General features: G+C 63.8%; 15 protein-coding genes. 3 read left to right on the forward strand and 12 right to left on the reverse strand.

Annotated features, from left to right (window positions below; all coding sequences use genetic code 11):
* Positions 1-114: 114 nt before the first annotated feature.
* Genes C8264_RS20985 through ccmI form a run of 4 tightly spaced genes read right to left on the reverse strand, consistent with a single transcriptional unit; the run spans position 115 to position 4,080 of the window.
* Positions 115-558 carry a cytochrome c-type biogenesis protein gene (locus C8264_RS20985; protein ID WP_108462935.1) on the reverse strand — a complete coding sequence of 148 codons (444 nt, stop codon included), beginning with the start codon at positions 556-558 and terminating at the stop codon, positions 115-117.
* Complete coding sequence (locus tag C8264_RS20990) at positions 555-2,528, reverse strand: heme lyase CcmF/NrfE family subunit (RefSeq protein ID WP_108462947.1); 1,974 nt, start codon at positions 2,526-2,528, stop codon at positions 555-557. The genes C8264_RS20985 and C8264_RS20990 overlap by 4 nt, the downstream gene beginning before the upstream one ends.
* Positions 2,525-2,998: a cytochrome c maturation protein CcmE gene (gene ccmE, locus C8264_RS20995; RefSeq protein ID WP_245893429.1), complete on the reverse strand. Its 474-nt coding sequence runs from the start codon at positions 2,996-2,998 to the stop codon at positions 2,525-2,527. The genes C8264_RS20990 and ccmE overlap by 4 nt, the downstream gene beginning before the upstream one ends.
* Positions 2,995-4,080 (reverse strand): c-type cytochrome biogenesis protein CcmI, encoded by a 1,086-nt coding sequence (gene ccmI, locus C8264_RS21000; RefSeq protein ID WP_108462936.1) that lies wholly within the window; start codon positions 4,078-4,080, stop codon positions 2,995-2,997. Before ccmI ends, ccmE begins: the two co-directional genes overlap by 4 nt.
* Positions 4,081-4,122: 42 nt before the next feature.
* Between ccmI and C8264_RS21005 the strand changes: the two genes are divergently transcribed.
* Both C8264_RS21005 and C8264_RS21010 read left to right on the forward strand, forming a co-directional pair.
* On the forward strand, positions 4,123-5,268 hold the full coding sequence (locus C8264_RS21005; protein ID WP_205245748.1) for an FAD-binding oxidoreductase/lyase: 1,146 nt from the start codon (positions 4,123-4,125) through the stop codon (positions 5,266-5,268).
* Entirely contained in the window at positions 5,265-7,313 is a 2,049-nt protein-coding gene (locus C8264_RS21010; RefSeq protein ID WP_108462938.1) for an FAD-dependent oxidoreductase, read from the forward strand. The genes C8264_RS21005 and C8264_RS21010 overlap by 4 nt, the downstream gene beginning before the upstream one ends.
* On the opposite strand, the gene C8264_RS21015 is transcribed toward C8264_RS21010, so the two are convergent.
* The 8 genes from C8264_RS21015 to C8264_RS21050 all read right to left on the reverse strand — a co-directional run bounded on the left by C8264_RS21015 (position 7,275) and on the right by C8264_RS21050 (position 16,288).
* Complete coding sequence (locus C8264_RS21015) at positions 7,275-8,483, reverse strand: hypothetical protein (protein ID WP_108462939.1); 1,209 nt, start codon at positions 8,481-8,483, stop codon at positions 7,275-7,277. The genes C8264_RS21010 and C8264_RS21015 overlap by 39 nt on opposite strands.
* Positions 8,484-8,560: 77 nt before the next feature.
* A complete protein-coding gene (locus C8264_RS21020; protein WP_108462940.1) occupies positions 8,561-9,040 on the reverse strand; it encodes a hypothetical protein in 480 nt (159 codons plus the stop codon).
* Between the two features lie 58 nt (positions 9,041-9,098).
* Positions 9,099-10,475, reverse strand: coding sequence for a sensor histidine kinase (locus tag C8264_RS21025; RefSeq protein ID WP_108462941.1), 1,377 nt, complete (start codon positions 10,473-10,475; stop codon positions 9,099-9,101).
* Between the two features lie 281 nt (positions 10,476-10,756).
* On the reverse strand, positions 10,757-11,416 hold the full coding sequence (locus tag C8264_RS21030) for a response regulator transcription factor (RefSeq protein ID WP_108462942.1): 660 nt from the start codon (positions 11,414-11,416) through the stop codon (positions 10,757-10,759).
* Between the two features lie 25 nt (positions 11,417-11,441).
* Entirely contained in the window at positions 11,442-11,732 is a 291-nt protein-coding gene (locus C8264_RS21035) for a PepSY domain-containing protein (RefSeq protein WP_108462943.1), read from the reverse strand.
* 257 nt (positions 11,733-11,989) lie between these two features.
* Positions 11,990-12,304, reverse strand: a complete 315-nt coding sequence (locus C8264_RS21040) for a DUF1902 domain-containing protein (RefSeq protein ID WP_108462944.1) — start codon at positions 12,302-12,304, stop codon at positions 11,990-11,992.
* Positions 12,301-13,065: a glycoside hydrolase family 108 protein gene (locus tag C8264_RS21045; protein WP_108462945.1), complete on the reverse strand. Its 765-nt coding sequence runs from the start codon at positions 13,063-13,065 to the stop codon at positions 12,301-12,303. Before C8264_RS21045 ends, C8264_RS21040 begins: the two co-directional genes overlap by 4 nt.
* Positions 13,058-16,288 carry a baseplate multidomain protein megatron gene (locus tag C8264_RS21050; RefSeq protein ID WP_162783826.1) on the reverse strand — a complete coding sequence of 1,077 codons (3,231 nt, stop codon included), beginning with the start codon at positions 16,286-16,288 and terminating at the stop codon, positions 13,058-13,060. Before C8264_RS21050 ends, C8264_RS21045 begins: the two co-directional genes overlap by 8 nt.
* 178 nt (positions 16,289-16,466) lie before the next feature.
* On the opposite strand from C8264_RS21050, the gene C8264_RS23025 reads away from it, so the two are divergent.
* A partial coding sequence (locus tag C8264_RS23025) for a helix-turn-helix domain-containing protein (RefSeq protein ID WP_162783666.1) occupies positions 16,467-16,626 on the forward strand: 160 nt, incomplete at its 3' end.

Consider the following 16,626-nt stretch of genomic DNA (forward strand, 5'->3'; position numbering starts at 1 on the left):
CTATATATGGAACGCGCGACATTTCATGCACGTTGCGCCAACATTAAACCTTGGCAATGTTGCAGGCAGGAATGGGGCGTAACCCGGACACTATTCCGCCTTGCATATAGGGTCTCAGGAGTTGAGTTCGTCCAGCGCGGCCTTCTCATCGGGGCTTAACTCAGGTGCAGCATAGCGCCGACGGCGGTTCACCAGCCACAGCGCGCCCAGTCCACCGATCAGCAGCACGGGGGCGGCTCCCCACAGCAGAAGCGTATGATTGCTGACGCGTGGATTGAGCAACACGAACTCGCCATAGCGGTCGACGAGGAACTGCTGCACCTGCTCATCGCTATCGCCCGCAACCAGCCGCTCCCGCACCAGCACGCGAAGATCGCGCGCCAGATCGGCATCGCTGTCATCGATCGACTGGTTCTGGCAGACGAGGCACCGCAAACCCGCCGAGATATCCCGCGCACGCTGTTCGAGCACCGGATCGGGCAGGACCTCGTCGGGGCTCACCGCCCAGGCAGGCGCGATCATCGCCAGAGTGAGGCAGAGGGCTCGCAACCAGATCATTCCGCTGGCTCCGCAACGGGTTTCGCCGCACGTCGGGGCGCCCCGACCCGCACTTTCCGGTCGGTGAGCGACAGCACACCCGCTAGGGCCATGAGTATGGTGCCGAGCCAGATCAGGGTGATGTACGGCTTGTGCCAGACGCGAACGACGTGGGTGTTTTCCAGCGGCTCGCCGAGTTGCAGATAGAGTTGGGAAAACCCATAGGTTTCGATCGCGGCTTCGGTTGTGGGCATGCCACTTGCCACATAGGTGCGCCGGTCGGCCATGGTCTGGCGCGTGCTGCCATTGGGCGCCGTGATGGTAAACCGTCCCTCGTCGGACAGATAATTCGGCCCCGGCACCTGCTCGAAGCTGTCGAAGGCGATGGTGTAGCCCGCCAGCGTGGCCGTCTCGCCGGGATTGAGCGTGGTTACCAGCTCGGTTTCCCAGGCGGTGGTGGAAACTATGCCCAACACGGTTATGCCGACGCCGAAATGCCCGATGGCAGTCGACCATGCCGTGCGCGGCAGGCCCACCAGCCGCCGCCAGCTCTCGGCCAGCGGTATGCGGCCAAGCTTGCTGCGGTCGATAAGCTCCGCCACCGCGCCGAACGCCACCCAGAAGCCGAGTAGCAGCCCAAGCGGCGCCAATGACAGCGCCACGCCGCCCAGCGCCGAAACAAGGATAGCGACGAAAATGGCCAGCGCCGCCGCCGCCATCAGACGTTGTGCAGCACTGACGATATCGGCGCGTTTCCAGGCCAGCAGCGGCCCAAACGGCAGGACCAGCAGGAGCGGTGCCATCAGCGCGCCAAAGGTGAGATTGAAGAACGGCGCGCCAACGGAAATGGACGTTCCGGTCAACGCATCGAGCACCAGCGGATAAAGCGTGCCCACCAGCACCGCACCCACGGCCGTGGCGAGGAACAGATTGTTGAGGATCAGCGCGCCTTCGCGGCTCACGGGCGCGAACAGCCCGCCCTGCCGCAGCGAGGATGCCCGCAGCGCGAACAGGAAGAATGCGCCGCCGATGACCAGCGCCAGCAGCGAAAGAATAACGAGGCCACGGGTCGGATCGCTGGCGAAAGTATGAACCGACGTCAAAATGCCCGAGCGCACTAGGAACGTGCCGAGCAGCGACAGCGAGAAGGTGATGATGGACAAAAAGATCGTCCAGATTTTCAGCGCGTTGCGCTTTTCCATCACCAGCGCCGAATGCAGCAGGGCCGTGCCGGCCAGCCACGGCATGAAGCTGGCGTTTTCAACCGGGTCCCAGAACCACCAGCCACCCCAGCCCAGCTCGTAATAGGCCCAGTAGGAGCCCATGGCGATGCCCAGCGTCAGGAAGGTCCAGCTCAGCATGGTCCAGGGCCGCACCCAGCGCGCCCATGCCTGATCGATCCGCCCCGAGATCAAGGCTGCGATGGCAAACGAGAAGCAGATCGAGAACCCCACATAGCCCGCGTAAAGCAGCGGCGGGTGAATGGCGAGGCCGATGTCCTGCAGCACCGGATTGAGGTCATTGCCTTCCAACGGCGCCGGCAAAACCCGCTCGAACGGGTTGGACGTAAACAGCGTGAACCCGGCAAACGCCGCAGTGAGCAGGCTCTGCGTTGCCAGTACCAGCGCCATCAGATCATTGGGAAGCCGCCGGCCGAACGCTGCCACCATGGCGCCAAATGCCACCAGGATCAGGATCCAGAGCACCATCGAGCCTTCGTGGTTGCCCCAGACGCCGGAAATCTTGAAGATCAGCGGCTTGAGCGAGTGGGAGTTATTCACCGCCAGCGCAAGGCTGAAATCGGAGACCACGAACGCCTGGATCAGCGCACCAAAAGCCACCGCCACCAGCACGAATTGCAACACGGCACCCTGCCGCAGCACCAGCGCAATGCGCTGCCCGCTCCGCCAATAGGCATATCCGCCAACGGTGGACAGTACCGCTATGGCGAACGCCAGGATCAGCGAAAAGTGGCCGAGTTCAATGCTCACTGGCCAGCCTCCGGCCGCCATTCGCCACTGGCTTTGAGGGCCTCCACGACTTCCTTGGGCACATAGTTCTCATCATGCTTGGCGAGCACGTTGGAAGCCTGGAACTGACCATCCGGACCCAGGCTGCCTTCGGCAACAACGCCCTGCCCCTCGCGAAACAGGTCGGGCAAAATGCCGACATAGCGCGCGGCGATGTCGTTGGCGCCGTCGGTCACCACGAAGCTGTTGTTCTGCCCGTCCCGGACCCAGGAGCCATCCTTGACGAGGCCCCCCAACCGGATGGGCTGCCCCGCAGCGACTTCGCGGCTGATCACATCGGACGGCGAATAGAAAAAGACGATCTGGTCACGCAACGCGACGAGCACCAGCGTCGTGGCAAGCGCCAGAACCAGGCCCAGGCCGGCGATCACCGCCAGGCGCTTCTGCTTACGGGTCCAGCCCTTCTTGCGCATAGAAGCGGACATGCTCATGGCGTTGCTCCATTCAGTTTGAGACCCGCTCCGAGTGCCACGGCATCGAGATCGCCTCGGTCAAACGCCTGCGGATAGGCACGCACCGCGTCATCGAAAGCAGCCTGCGCCTTGGCGGTATCGCCGAGCACCAGATAGGCGCGGACAAGTTGTGTCCACTCCTCAATGCTGCCGCCGCTTTCAGCAAGCCGCGTCGCCAGCCCCGAGACCATCTGGCCGATCATCTCGGCCTGCTGGGTATCGGCCGGTGCCACGCCATCATTCTGCGCCACGGCGAGACCTTCACGCGCAGCACCAAGCCATGGCTCATCGCCGGAGGAAAGCGCTAGTGCGGCGTTCCAGGCGTCAACCGCTTCCTTATAGCGCCCCAGACGTGTCAGCTCTGAGGCAAGATAGAGCCGGGACAGCACATGACCGGGCTCGCTCGCGGCAGCGGCCGCCAGCAGTTCCATGGCTTCGGGCGAGCCGGCTCCGTCTGCTTCCAGCAGCAGCGCTTCCGCGAGGCTGGTACGCAGGTCTGCACTGGGTTCACCCAGTTCCAGCACGCGACGATAGGCTCGCGCTGCATCACCATAGCGCGCCATTTCGAGATAGACCGGCGCAATCACCGTCCAGCCCCTCAGATCGTCGGGATTGGCGGTCAAGGCCGCTTCGATGCGTGTGACCGCAGATTCGAGATCGATTGCCGGTGCCGCCGCATCTGCTCGCTCGGCCAGGGGCTGGCTCGGCATGTCGGGACTTCCCAGAACCCCGTAGAGGCCCAGCGCCAGAACCGCTGTGCTCAAAATTCCGGCTACCAGCGGCCCACGGCCCATGTCACGCAGTGTCCCTGCTGCGCGCCCGGCGTCTGCCTTGAGCTTCAAAATCTCCCGCGCCAACTCGCCCTTGGCGGCGATTGCCTCGGCTTCGCCCAGCTTGCCCGCGGCAAGATCGGCGTCGATCCCGGCGAGCACCACGCGAAAATGGCTGTTGGCATCGTCCAATTCAGCGGAGGTCGCGTTGACCGTGCGCGGGCCCGCCGCGTAGAAAAGTGCAGCGCACGCAATGGCGGTAACGGCAATGACGATTAACCAGAACAACATGAGCCTTGGACGCTTGGTGCCGGCGCGCGGCAAGATCGGGTCATGTATAAGCCTGCTACCGCTAAAAACCACCAAAACACGCGTGATTTGGACGGACGCATTGCCACAGGTTTCTCCCGCCGCATGACCCCTTCCCGCATCGACTTCGCTGTTTTGGGCGCAAGCCCCCAGGCGCGGCTGATTGCAGGGCTATTGGCCGGGAACCACAAGAAGTCGGTAATTTACCAGGGAGAGAGTCAATCGGGGTATCGGTTGCCGCGCGGCATCGATCTGTCCACAGCGCCCATCACTCGCCCCGAAACGTGGGCGCGGCTGGGGGAAGGCACACCCGAACTGCGTAAACTCATCGCCCGCATTGGCGGACGAAACGGAATGTCGCGCGTCGATCCGATCTTTCAGGCCCACACCGCGGCGGGGATGGACGTCGTGGGGCATATCCGCCACATGGCCCAGGCGTTCGATGTTTCTGCAGAGCGCGTGCCCCGCCACCTGCTGAGTACGGGTCACCAGGGCGTGCTGTTTCGGGACGCCTTCTTGCTCCATCGCGCCAGTCTTGAGCCGGTTCTGGATCGATGGCTATCATCTCTGGGGGTGCAGCGGCTGGAAATGAATGCCCAACTGCGCCTGCGGCCCGATGGCAGCGCAGAAGCGTTTCTTGCGGACCAGCAGTTTGAAATCGCGCAGACCGTTCTGGCGGATGACCAAGCGATCATCACGCATTTGCCCGCCGAAGCGTGGCCCGCGTCCATCACGGCACAAACCGCCAGCAGCCTGTTGCTCGAGCCGAGCAGACCTCTTGCAACAACGCTCCGCCATCAGCTCGACCACGGTATCACGCTCACCCATCATGCCCGCGGCGGCATCCTGGCAATGGGCTCGGGGACAATCGAACAGGTCAGCGAGGCAACCCAGTCGCTGGTTGGCAACGATCACAACATGCGTCAGGCGGGGCAATCGAGCTACCAACGCATCGCCACCAGAGATGGCGCTCCCGTGGTCGGACGCTTAGGCGGCACAGGCCTCGACATCATTGCCGGCTTCGGCACCACAGGCGCTTTCTTCGCAACGGCCCTCGCCCGTTGGCTCGCGGGCGTGGCAAGCGAAGCGGAAAACACCTGGTTCGCGGCACGGCTGGTCGATCGTGATTCCGTAAACTCGGTGGTTGCCGATTGGGGCGCCATGGGATGAAGGAGCAACCATATCGCCTCGCGTCGGATGCGCGTCACTTTGCCGGCACCGCGATCAGCCGCAACCGCCCTCTGAAGTTCAAACTGAACGGCCAGACCATATCGGGCTTCGCCGGCGACACTGTTTTGAGCGCGGTATTGGCATCGGGTTATGATGCGGCAGGCTTGCGCAGCGGACCGCCCATCGGCTTGACGCAACGGCATGCGCCTCCCATCTTTCCGTCCGCCCACCACCGCGATCCAGCACGAGCACTACCGATGGAGCGAACCCCCGCCACCGATGGCGCGGACTACCTGACACCGGGCGCCAGCAGAATTTCAAAGCTTGGCCTGGCCATGTCGCGCTTACGGGGATCACGCTCACTGGGGCTGAACCTTGATGTCCCCGCCACCATGCAGCGTCCGTGGCTGCATGGTGGCGCCGAGATCGGCTCCGAAACCGACATGGTGATCGTTGGCGGCGGCATCTCTGGGATGACAGCGGCCGTCGCCGCCGCAAAAGCCGGCCTCCGCGTCATTCTCGTGGAAGCAAGCCTGCATCTTGGTGGGCATGCACGGCTCTTTGGCTCCCAGGAGGGCGAGGAGACACCCGACCAGAGCATTATGCGCCTAGTAGCTGCCATCGCACAGGACCAGACCATTGTGGTCATGCCGGGCACCCAAGCCATCGCTGCGCGCCCCGGTGCCGTTCGCGTGCATGGCGTTACCATTATCGATGGCAAGCCTGTCGCTCGTACGCAGGATCTCCATGCGCCCCATATTGTCCTTGCCACAGGCGTCATCGAGAGGCTGCCCATCTTTGCCGGCAACAGACTGCCCGGTGTTACGACCACTCTGGAGGCCTATAGCCTCGCAAGCCAATTCGGCGTCTGGCCCGGCAAGACGGCGCTCCTCGCGACCGTCACCAACGCTGCTTACCGGCTGGCCGTGCTGGCCGCCGATGGCGGCGTAAAGGTTTCACGCATCATCGATGGACGCCCCGCCCCGCAATCACGCTTCATCGAATTCGCCAAGGCCTACGGCATTACGATGGCAGCCGGCACCATTCCAGGAGCGGCCACCCTCGCCGCAAAGCAACGGCAAATATCCCTCACTCCGCACTCGGCATTCCACCACCTGCCTCAAGCCGAACCGGCACTTGTAGCGGATCGGATCATCCTGTGTGGTGGCTGGCAGCCGGACCTTACGCTCTGGCATATGGCCGGTGGAGAGAGCCGGTGGAATGAGGGAACCCGGCGGCTCGATCCTGTCCTCAGCGGTCCCCCTGGCATGGCGTTGGCTGGAAGCGCTGCGGGCTATCTCAGCGGTCACGCCTGCTTGAAAAGCGGCAAGGACGCCGTGGCACAGGCGCTTGGCCGCCGCCGAAGAATTGTAGAAGAGCGCTTGATCGATCCGATGTATGAAACGCCGGATGGCCCCACACCGATTGCCGCAAACGCCCAGGCCGACGCGGCACCGGCATTCCTCGATAGCGGCCAGAGCTATATCGAGCGCCCCGAACAACAGCACGCCCGCTGGCCGGGTTGGCTCCCGTTCGTCAAATCGACGCAAGCCTGGTCACTGGCCGACATGCCCCAGCCGCTCGCCATTGCCGATATCGCAGCAGGAACCCAGTTGGGCACAATTCCGGCCCAGAGCGCCGGAATTGTCGCGCAGGAACGCGTGGCGCTCATCCCAATAGCCACAGGACCGCGCACCACCGCGACCGCGCCCGACACGTCGCACTATCTGGTGCCCGGCTATCTCGCGGGACGTTTCGGTACCGGAAGCATCACCTGCGCCATCGCTCCGCTGGAAAAGCGCAGGCTGGAAGTGGGCGCCCTGGTCTACGCCGATGCCGACGAAAAGAGCCCCTTCAAGGCCATCGGGGTCGTGGTACGCGTGGGTGATATCGGCGCCGCGGCCTTGTTTGCGGCCTCAACCCAATCGGCCCCAACCGCCTATGTGCGGGAGGACAGCCGCTCCATCGCCGTCAGCGTGATCGGCCCCTACTCGGCCTCGATGAGCCTAGACGCGTCGCTCGGCAGCGGCCCGGGCGCGTCGTAGCGTCTCGGCATATTCCGGATTGAAGCGGATTTCCGCCATCTTGATCGCAGCGTCGAGCCGGGCGGAGACCACTGGATCGGCGGGGTTTTGGCGATACAGATCCATATTGCGCTGCAGGTAATGTTCGAGCGTCTGGGCCGATTGGCTCCAGACTTGGTCAAACGTCGCGTTCAACGCTAATGAATCGCGACATGCCCGAACCGCGGCCAGCAGATAGACGCCGTTGATGGCGGCCAGCAAATGGTCGCTGTCCAGCCTGTCCGACGTGCCCTCGCGACCGCGGCGCAACGCCAGGTTGATGTCGGGCACCACCTCGCGCAGGCGGGGCTCGATACCATCAGAGGCCTGCTTGGTGATGGACGACAGCATGCCCGCCCAGCGGCTGCCGCGCGCAAATTCGATATAGCCGGAAAGCGCGCGAACCAGCCGGTGGAAACGGTCCAGCGCCCGGCATACCAGATCGATGTCGCTAAAAGTCCCGCTACTGGGCCCGAGCAAACGAATTTGGTTCTGCGCATGCGCCAGGATGGCTTCCACTAGCGGAGTGAAACCGCTGCGCGCCACTGCCACCTCCGTGCCGTTGCTGGAAATCTTGATCGCCGCAGCCACGAGGCGCGTCGGATTGGCGACATGCCCAAGCGCTGCATGAAACAGCGATGCGGCCAGCGAGGGATCCTGCAGCGGCATGGATTGCAGCGCGGTTGCCACCGCCGCATCATCCGTCATGGTATTGAGCGTGCGCCCGAAGGTCTGCGCCTTGCCCAGCAATGTCCTGCCCCGCAAGGCATTCAGCAGCGCCGGCATGGCCGCGCGCTGATCTTCACCGCCCAGCATGGCGCGCAGCCGCAGCGCTTCTTCCGCATCCCGCCCCGCCCGGGCAAGTGCCTCCTTCATGCGCGCCATAACCTGCGGCATGATGGCTTCGAGCTGGCTGGCGTCAAACGAGCCAGCCTCCACGGCGTCTCGCGGGATCAGGTCGGGGCAAAGGTCACGATAGACCCAAACCCAGCCCACCCGGGCATAATCCCGCGCCACACACCCGGCAAAACTCAAGCTTGCCGGATCTTCCACGATCACGGGTTCGATCAATCCGGCAAAGGGCAAAGGCGCACCGCGGCCACGCGCCGTCTCGACTGGAAGCGTTTCTGATCGGTTTGTGGCTTGGGACATCAACGCAATAATGTGAGGATCGGCTGGATCCGCACATTAGCGCGCGATGGTAAACAATCCCTACCTTGCCAAAAGGCTTAGGCGGCGCCCTGCTCCACCGTCCAGTTGCCGTTCTGCTCGCGGCAGGCGGTACCCTTCTTGGTGAATTCCTGCCCGCCGATTTTCACCGTGTGGGTGAAGTCGCGGCAATCGAGGTTGTTGACGCGCACATAGGGGCCAACACCCACCGAACCCGTGGTGCCGTTGTCACCCGTCCAGGCGCGCGGGGCACCGGGCCGGCCGAACTGCAGTGCATAGAACTGCGCGCTGTTGGCCTGGGCCGTATCCTTGGCGGTCATGCGCGACACCGCGCCGGCATCCACGAACCCGTTGGCAACGCTCGTCGTCAGCAACGCCTGCTGGGTGGTCTGGGCCGGCGTCGGCACCACCGGCTGCGTCACCACCGGCGCTGGGGCCACCGCCACGGGGGCCTGATAAACCTGGCTAGGTCCAGTGCTGGAGCAGGCAGCCAGGGTCAAAGCGAGCAACGGGGAAGCAAGGAGAGCGGTGCGATTCATGTGTTCAATCTCTTAAGCTATGGAGAAGCTCTTGTTGGCGCATTACGGCGAAAGTGCGTCAGGCAGCAGCCGGTTTGCTGATGCCTCCCAGGCGGGCAGTTGGCAAGCGTAGTTCCACCAACAATCCCCCCAGTGCCGAGCGTTTCAGCGCCAGGCTACCACCGTAGACATCTACCAGTTCCTTCACGATATCGAGCCCCAAGCCGCTACCGGGCGTTTTCTCGTCCAGCCTGACACCGCGACGCAACACTTTTTGCGCATCTTCTTCGCTGAGGCCCGGTCCATTGTCGTCGATACGGATCAACAGCATGGCTCCCGTATCACTGCGCTCACTCGAAAGCCGCACACCGACCTGCCCCTTGGACCATTTGCAGGCATTGTCGAGCAGATTTCCCGCCATTTCCTCCAGATCCGCCTCATCCCCCCGGAACCAGGGCAGCGAAGCGTCCGGGCGCTGGAAAGCAATCGTCACGCCAGGGTGAATCTTGCGCATCACCCGGGTCAGCCGCAGCATGATCATCGTGCTGTCAGCCTTCTTGCCCACCACCGATGTACGTGCCGCCAGCCTTGCGCGCTCGAGATAAGTCGACACCATCGAGCTCATCTTCTCGCTCTCGGCGAGCACCACGTCGGCCAGAGCGCCCTTCTTGCTCGCCGCCTCGTTGCGCAGCACCGCAATGGGTGTCTTGAGCCCATGCGCCAAATTGCCGACCTGGTTGCGCGCCCGCTCGATGATCTGCACGTTCGAGCGCAGCAGTTCGTTGACCTCTTCGGCGAGGGGCGCAATCTCGCGCGGATAGGTGCCGGTCACGGCGACGCTCTCGCCCTCGCGCACGCTCTCTATAGCCTGGCTCAGCCGCGAAATGGGCCGCATGGCGAAGCGCGCGACGATCGCGCTCATGATCGCCAGCATCACGCCCACGGCTCCCAAAACGATGAAGGTTTGTCCGCGAAAGCCTTCTACCAGTTCAAGAATTTCGCTGAGATTGCCGGTGACCACGATCTGGTAGGTGCGCGGCGCCAGCGTCACCGTGCGCTCCACCACCCGCAGGCGCGTACCGAACGCGTCATCAACAATGGCAGTGCGGCGGCCTCGCGCATCAGGCGGCCCCATCATCGCTGGCACATCGATGCCAACCACCGAAGTCGAAAGATTATACAGGGTGCCGTCGGCGTCGCGGATCATCCAGTACCAACCCGAGCGCGGCCGGTCGAACCGCGGGTCCGTCACCCGGATCTCATCGCTCAACGGGTCGCCCGTTTCAAGAAGCGCCGCCGTCAGGCTCTCCACCTGGAAATCCAGCGAATCCGCGAGGGAATTGTCCAGCGCTCTCGAATAGAGGTCAGTCAGCAGAAACCCGGTCGCCACCAGCGCGACCACCAGCCAACCCGCCGAAAGCCAGAACAAGGATGCTGCGATGGAACCCTTACGCATGGGTCAGCGCAGACGCTAGAGATACGTCACGCCGACATCGCAGTCGGCACCCTCTCCCGCCATCCGCGGCGTCATTCCCGCGAAGGCGGGAATCCCACTAATGCGCTGAAGTGAAGTGAGATTCCCGCCTTCGCGGGAATGACGCCGTGTGACCAAAGTAAACAGTTCCCCCTTGCGGGCAGGGACCAAGGGGACTGTTCACTGTGGCCGCATGCCCCAGATTTATCCTGCTCACCAGGCTGCCCTCGGGCTTGACCCGAGGGCCACATTCCGCAAACACGCTAATCTTCCGCGATCTGATAGCCCAAGCCACGCACGGTCTGGATACAATCTTCCGGCAATTTCTTGCGTAGCCGCCCGACAAACACCTCGATCGTGTTGCTGTCGCGGTCGAAGTCCTGGTCATAAAGATGCTCGGTCAACTCAGTGCGCGAAATGACCTTGCCCTTGTGGTGCATGAGGTAGCTCAAAAGGCGCAGTTCGTGGCTGGTCAGCTTCACTGACTGCCCATCCACTGTCACCCGGCCCGAGCGCGAATCCAGCCGCACCGAACCCGAAACGATCTCGTTCGATGCCAGTCCCGCCGCCCGCCGCACCAGCGCCCGGATACGCGCCAGCACTTCTTCCATGTGGAAGGGCTTGGCGACATAATCGTCTGCCCCTGCGTCGATCCCCTGCACCTTGTCGCTCCAGCGGTCGCGCGCCGTCAGCAGCAGCACAGGCGTGGTCTTGCCAGCGCGCCGCCATTCTTCGAGCACGGAAAGCCCGTCCATCTGCGGCAGGCCAATATCTAGTACAATGGCATCATAGGGTTCGGTGTCGCCCAGGAAGTGCCCCTCTTCCCCATCAAACGCCACGTCCACCGCATAACCAGCCTCGGTCAGCGCTTCCTTGAGTTGCCGATTAAGATTGGTGTCGTCTTCGACAACAAGAATTCGCATCTGGTCCCCCGCACGCAGCGCCGTGTTAGTTCGCGCTCAAAACCAAATTCTGCGCTTCCCCATCGGGTGTCAACACGCCGATAATGTAGACGAGGCGCCCGCCTTCGTCACACACTTGAACAGTGAGAACCTCCGCATTGCTCCCGATGCCGGCCGAGGACAAGACTTGTGCCAGTGACATGATCTGCCCCGAAGAAACCGCCTCCTGGATTTCCCGGTTATTGAGGCACGCAGCCTGAGCCAGACCTGTGCCGGCAAGGCCCACCACCAAGGCGAGTGCAAGAGGAGCGCTGAATCGTTTGAGCAAGGTTTTCATGCTGCTCAACCTAAGGCCGGGTTGCTGAATGGGACATGAATGAGGCAAGACCACGCGTATTCTACAGTTTCGTGCTGCAGCCGGCGTCCCGCAAAATAGCATTCGCAGTGTGCCGGCTCATGAGGTTGCGTGGCACAATCAGCATCCTGCCACTCTCGTCGACCCACTTCTCATGTGATCCCTTGGCATTGGCCAGATACCAAAAACCCTGGGATCTTAGAAGTTTGGCGACGGCTGAATAATAGCCGTCGACCAATTCAGGCGGCCTTGTCTGCTGGACGCTGCCACAGGATAGCCGGGATCAGATCCTGCGGCGGCAGATTTGCCAGATCATCCTTTGACACGTGGTTTGTCATCACCAATGTCGGCGCCACGTCCATCATCGCTTCCTCGAATTCCTCGATTGTCCGGGCTTCGATGTGCAAGCCGGTGATGTCGCTTTCGGAGTAGTATACTTTGGCGTCATCGTCCCAATGGGCCGCTACGCTGAACATACGCTTGGCCATGTCGATCCCCGGATTTCCAGCTATCCCTCGAATATCGGGCATGGTGGATACAATGGCAAGTGTCACGCCCGCCCGATATCCCCCTTCAAGCCCTTGCGCAGAAACAGGATCGCGAGGGCCTCCATGACCAGTTGCCCGGCCGATCCGCCGTCAAGTGCGGGCAGTTCCACCCCCAGCACCTGCGCGATGCCGGCCAGCAGCATGATTGCGGCCACGATATAGGTCTTGTAGCCATTGAGAGCTTGCATTGTCGTCCTCCATTGATTTGTTTGCGTCGTGATTTCCGGCCCGCCGGCCGCAGAGATCGCTGCCAGCCGCACCGCAGCGACCCGGGCCGACCAGCCCTTGCCGAAGATGGCAAATGTCGAAAGCCGCCCCAGGAACAGCAGCCGACGGTTGCAATAGGTCTCGATCAGGTCGGCGATTCCCTTGCCGGCAATCCGCTGTTTGATGGCCTCAACCGTCAGCGGCCCGACCTGCCCGTCCGCCACCGAGCCAATTTCAGCCTGCAGCGTGCGAACCGCCCGATCCGGCCCCGAGTTCACCGCAAAGTCGAAGACCGCCAAATCAAGCCCGGCCGGTAGCCCACGCGCATTGACCCGGTTCCAGTAGCTGGCGCGATAGATCCGCGCCGCCTCCTCGCGCCCCAGGGCCTTGACCTCTTCCTTGCTCAGCTTCCACCAGGGCGAAACCTTGCGCCATCGCGCCAGCGTCTTGTGGGTGATGCCCATATTGGTGGCCCCGCCCGGATCGCTGGGGTGGTCGACATAGCCGCCCTCGTGCCGCAGCACTTCATCAAGGCAAATTTCGAACCTTGTCCTAGCCATTGAATACTCCCTTTGCCGCCGCACCAGCGCCCAACACCGCGCTCACCTGCGAAACCGTCCATTCAAAACTGCCCGGCACATCACCGAAGTCCGCGACCTGGTCGGCTGCGCCGTAGGAAGCCGCCGCCGATGGGCAATCGAATGTGCGAACCAGCGTCGAGCCGTCCCAGATGCCGACGCGGTAAAGCTCCGGATTGTGCTCAAGCGGGCTCTCACCCACGCCCCAACCATCCCCGTCAGCCCGGCTGCAACGAACCCAGTTGAGACCTATGCTGCCATCAACCCCGCGCTCGGCCCTGAGGTGAACCGGCGCCAATGGAATGGCTGCCCGAACATCGGTGGACACCGTCACCAACGTCCCCTCCAGATCGCCCTGCCCGGCATAAACCCGGAACACGCGCTCCTCGCCGAGCAGATGCTGCTCCACAGGCACGCTCACCGTGCTTGTATCCAGCACCATCACTCGCCTGCCTACGCCTACCGGCCCCATCATCGCGGCCGTGCCCTGCAGCCCCCGCAGCAACCGGCTCAGGCGGTACTGACCGGTAGCGACCAGTTCGGCATTGGCAAACCCCACCACCTCCCAGCCACCGGCATCGGTTTCAACCGCAATCCGGTTGCTCCCCGCCAGTGCCGCTTCCGGCTCAACCGAACCCAGATGCCCGCCATAAAGCGTCACCTCCAACGCTTGGCCGTAATCCCAAATGGCCACAGGCCCAACACCTAGCGGCGCACTCGTCACGCCGAGCCTTGCCCGTCTGCCGAGTTGAGCAACGCCCGCACCCGTCACCTCATCGGTGACCTGCAACACTCCCGGCCAAGGCTGCGCGAACCCGCCCATCACCAACCGCGAACGCTGCGGATCTCCCGGCAGCGGCGGCAGATGCGCCATGGTAACCACCGGACGCGCCCGCACCGTCACGCCACCCGTCGCTAGTGGCGGCCGATCCACCTCCGTCGCGACCGCCGTCCCGACCGGCAAGGTGCGCGCCGTCACCCGCCGGCTCAACCCATCCCGGATTTCAATGATCTCGAATGGCCCCTCGGCCACTCCCGCAATTTCCACCAGATCCCCCGGCTCCAGCGCCAGTGCCGATGGCGGCAGTTCAAACTCCAGCGTCTCCCGACGCGCGCTCCTCGCGTCCAGCATCCGCTCCGCCGCCAATCGCGCACCCGATCCATCCAGCACCAGCGCCGTGGCCTCGCCCGTCACAGGACCATCCGCACGGCTCAGCGCCGTTACGCTCGCCGTCAGGTAATCCCGCTCCCGATCCATATAGCTCAGCACCAATTGTCCCGGCGCCTCCGCCGGATCGCCGCGCCGCCGCGACAACACCGCGCCCTCGCCCGCGACCAGCCCGTCCGGATCAAGCACGCTCACCACGCCGCGCCTGGCGTTACCCAGTTCCAGCCCGCCCGCACGACTGCGTAGGCGCAAGCCCGTCACCTCCAGCAACGGCTCAAGCGCCTCGCGCGCCGTCGTCGCCCCGCCAAGCACATGGCCACCCACGAATGGCGCTGCCGGCTCCGCGTCCAGCGTCACCCCATGGTCGCGCGCTACCGCAGTCGAGAGTTCATCACTCGCCACCCCGCCCAGCCGCCCCGTCAACCAGTGCCCGGAACGGTGGTTCACCCCATCAGCCCACACATCGCTTTGCGCCGGAAATGCCGGATAGGGCCGCGCATCCCAGGTCCAATGATAGATGCGCCCCACATCCACCATTCCCGCCGGATTGTTCACCGGATCGCGCCAGAACCGCTGCTGCGCCCGCAGCGCCTGCCGCTGGATCAGCGCATCCGGCGTGCCATTGGAAAAATACGGCCGCCCACCCTCGGCACTCTTGCTGTCGCCAAAAATGTTGGGCTGGTTCGCCCCCTTGTCGACCGCCGCGCAACCAAGCTCGGTAAACCACACCGGCTTGCTGCCCGGCACCCAGGCCGTCGGGCTCGCCGCCCTCTCACCACCCGGCCGGTCGAAATGCTGCTGGCTCCACCAGTTACGAATATCCTTGAACCGATAGACCCACGGCTCGCCATGCGCCCCGTCGGTGATGGGCGTACGCAGCTGCGCCAGCCGGTCGGCATCCCCAGCATAATACCAGTCAAACCCCTCCCCGCCCGCCACATTGCCGGCGAGGTAATCGAGCTCATACCCGCTTGCCCATTCCGCCGCATCGAGATGCCCGGTCCCATCGCGCCAATCGGCCAGCGGCATGTAATTGTCGATGCCCACCGCATCGATCTCCGGCGCCGCCCAGAGCGGATCGAGGTGAAAGAACTTCTCGCCCTCGGGCTGGTACCCCGAATATTCGCTCCAATCCGCCGCATAGGTCAGCTTCGTCGCCGGCCCCACCACCCCGCGCACATCCGCCGCCAGCGCCACCAGCGCATCCACGAACGGAAAGCTGTTCCCGACACCCCTTACCGTCGTCAGCCCGCGCATCTCCGAGCCGATCACCAGCGCATCGACGCCCCCCGCCGCCACCGACAGCCCGGCATAGTGCAGCACCATCTCCCGATACCGTCCGGCAAAACCCGCCACCTGCTCCGCCGCCAACATGCTCCGGTCCGGCGACCCCACTTGCCCCGGCGCCGGATGACACGTAATCCGCCCGCGCCACGGATAGCTCGGCTGCTCCACCCCGCCATGCGGATCAGGCAGGCCGTTCCCCACCGGCACATCCATCATGATCAGCGGATAGATCGTGACCGCGATCCCCCGCGCCTTCAGATCCGCAATCGCCCCCAACACCCAGCCATCCGAGGGCGTCCCGCCATAAGCCGGTCCACCGTCATGCCACGACACCACCGGCACATCGCCGCGCCCCAGCCCCATCACGCTCCACGCCGCACCTTCGACATGGCGCTCCGCCGCCTCCACCCGCGGCCCCACCGCGCAACTGCCACACCGCAGATCATCGCCAAACCAGGCCACCACCAGCGCCACCCGCTCAAGGCTTGGACACAGCGCCACCAGCTCGTCGATCGAGCAAGTCCAGTCGCTCGCCCACGCCGAGACATGGGTATTCTCCCCCACACTCGTGCCCGGCCCGCTCTGCGCCAGCAGCGCCCGCCCCGTCACGCCCTCGACATGCAGCCGCGCCGCCCCGATCAGCGTGCCGATCAAGCCATCCTCGGCCCCATCATCCACCCGCAGAAATGCCTTGGCCTCGGCAAGCGAAACCGGCTCCCCCGCGGGCCCCGCGAGAAGATAAGAAGTCATCATCGTTGCCTTTTTTGTTTTGTCCCGGAACGGTGCACCACCCCCGATGTCATCCCGGGGAAGGCCGGGATCCATCCCGAGATGCCCGTCCTGCCGCCAGGTGGATCGTCCAAACCATCTCAGGATGGACCCCCTCGACTCACGCCACAAGTGCAACACCTGCTATGGTGTTGGTGCGATGGGAACTTTGTATGAGCAGTTGAGCCTGCGGGAGCGGGTTGAGATCGACATTGGGCGGCGCAAGGGGCTCTCGATGCAGGCGATCGGCCAGATGCTGGGGCGTTCGGCCTCAACCATCAGCCGTGAGTTGGGACGCAATGGCAGCCCCACCAGGCATT

Origin of the sequence: Devosia naphthalenivorans, assembly GCF_003056355.1 — a bacterium.
In the GTDB taxonomy this organism is placed as follows: Bacteria; Pseudomonadota; Alphaproteobacteria; order Rhizobiales; family Devosiaceae; genus Devosia; species Devosia naphthalenivorans.

What these genes read in the sequence shown, in the direction of transcription:
- C8264_RS20985 (WP_108462935.1), bottom strand. Translation starts at nt 558, where the DNA reads ATGATCTGGTTGCGAGCCCTCTGCCTCACTCTGGCGATGATCGCGCCT.
- ccmE (WP_245893429.1), bottom strand. Translation starts at nt 2,998, where the DNA reads ATGAGCATGTCCGCTTCTATGCGCAAGAAGGGCTGGACCCGTAAGCAG.
- ccmI (WP_108462936.1), bottom strand. Translation starts at nt 4,080, where the DNA reads ATGTTGTTCTGGTTAATCGTCATTGCCGTTACCGCCATTGCGTGCGCT.
- C8264_RS21005 (WP_205245748.1), top strand. Translation starts at nt 4,123, where the DNA reads ATGTATAAGCCTGCTACCGCTAAAAACCACCAAAACACGCGTGATTTG.
- C8264_RS21010 (WP_108462938.1), top strand. Translation starts at nt 5,265, where the DNA reads ATGAAGGAGCAACCATATCGCCTCGCGTCGGATGCGCGTCACTTTGCC.
- C8264_RS21015 (WP_108462939.1), bottom strand. Translation starts at nt 8,483, where the DNA reads ATGTCCCAAGCCACAAACCGATCAGAAACGCTTCCAGTCGAGACGGCG.
- C8264_RS21020 (WP_108462940.1), bottom strand. Translation starts at nt 9,040, where the DNA reads ATGAATCGCACCGCTCTCCTTGCTTCCCCGTTGCTCGCTTTGACCCTG.
- C8264_RS21025 (WP_108462941.1), bottom strand. Translation starts at nt 10,475, where the DNA reads ATGCGTAAGGGTTCCATCGCAGCATCCTTGTTCTGGCTTTCGGCGGGT.
- C8264_RS21030 (WP_108462942.1), bottom strand. Translation starts at nt 11,416, where the DNA reads ATGCGAATTCTTGTTGTCGAAGACGACACCAATCTTAATCGGCAACTC.
- C8264_RS21035 (WP_108462943.1), bottom strand. Translation starts at nt 11,732, where the DNA reads ATGAAAACCTTGCTCAAACGATTCAGCGCTCCTCTTGCACTCGCCTTG.
- C8264_RS21045 (WP_108462945.1), bottom strand. Translation starts at nt 13,065, where the DNA reads ATGGCTAGGACAAGGTTCGAAATTTGCCTTGATGAAGTGCTGCGGCAC.
- C8264_RS21050 (WP_162783826.1), bottom strand. Translation starts at nt 16,288, where the DNA reads ATGACTTCTTATCTTCTCGCGGGGCCCGCGGGGGAGCCGGTTTCGCTT.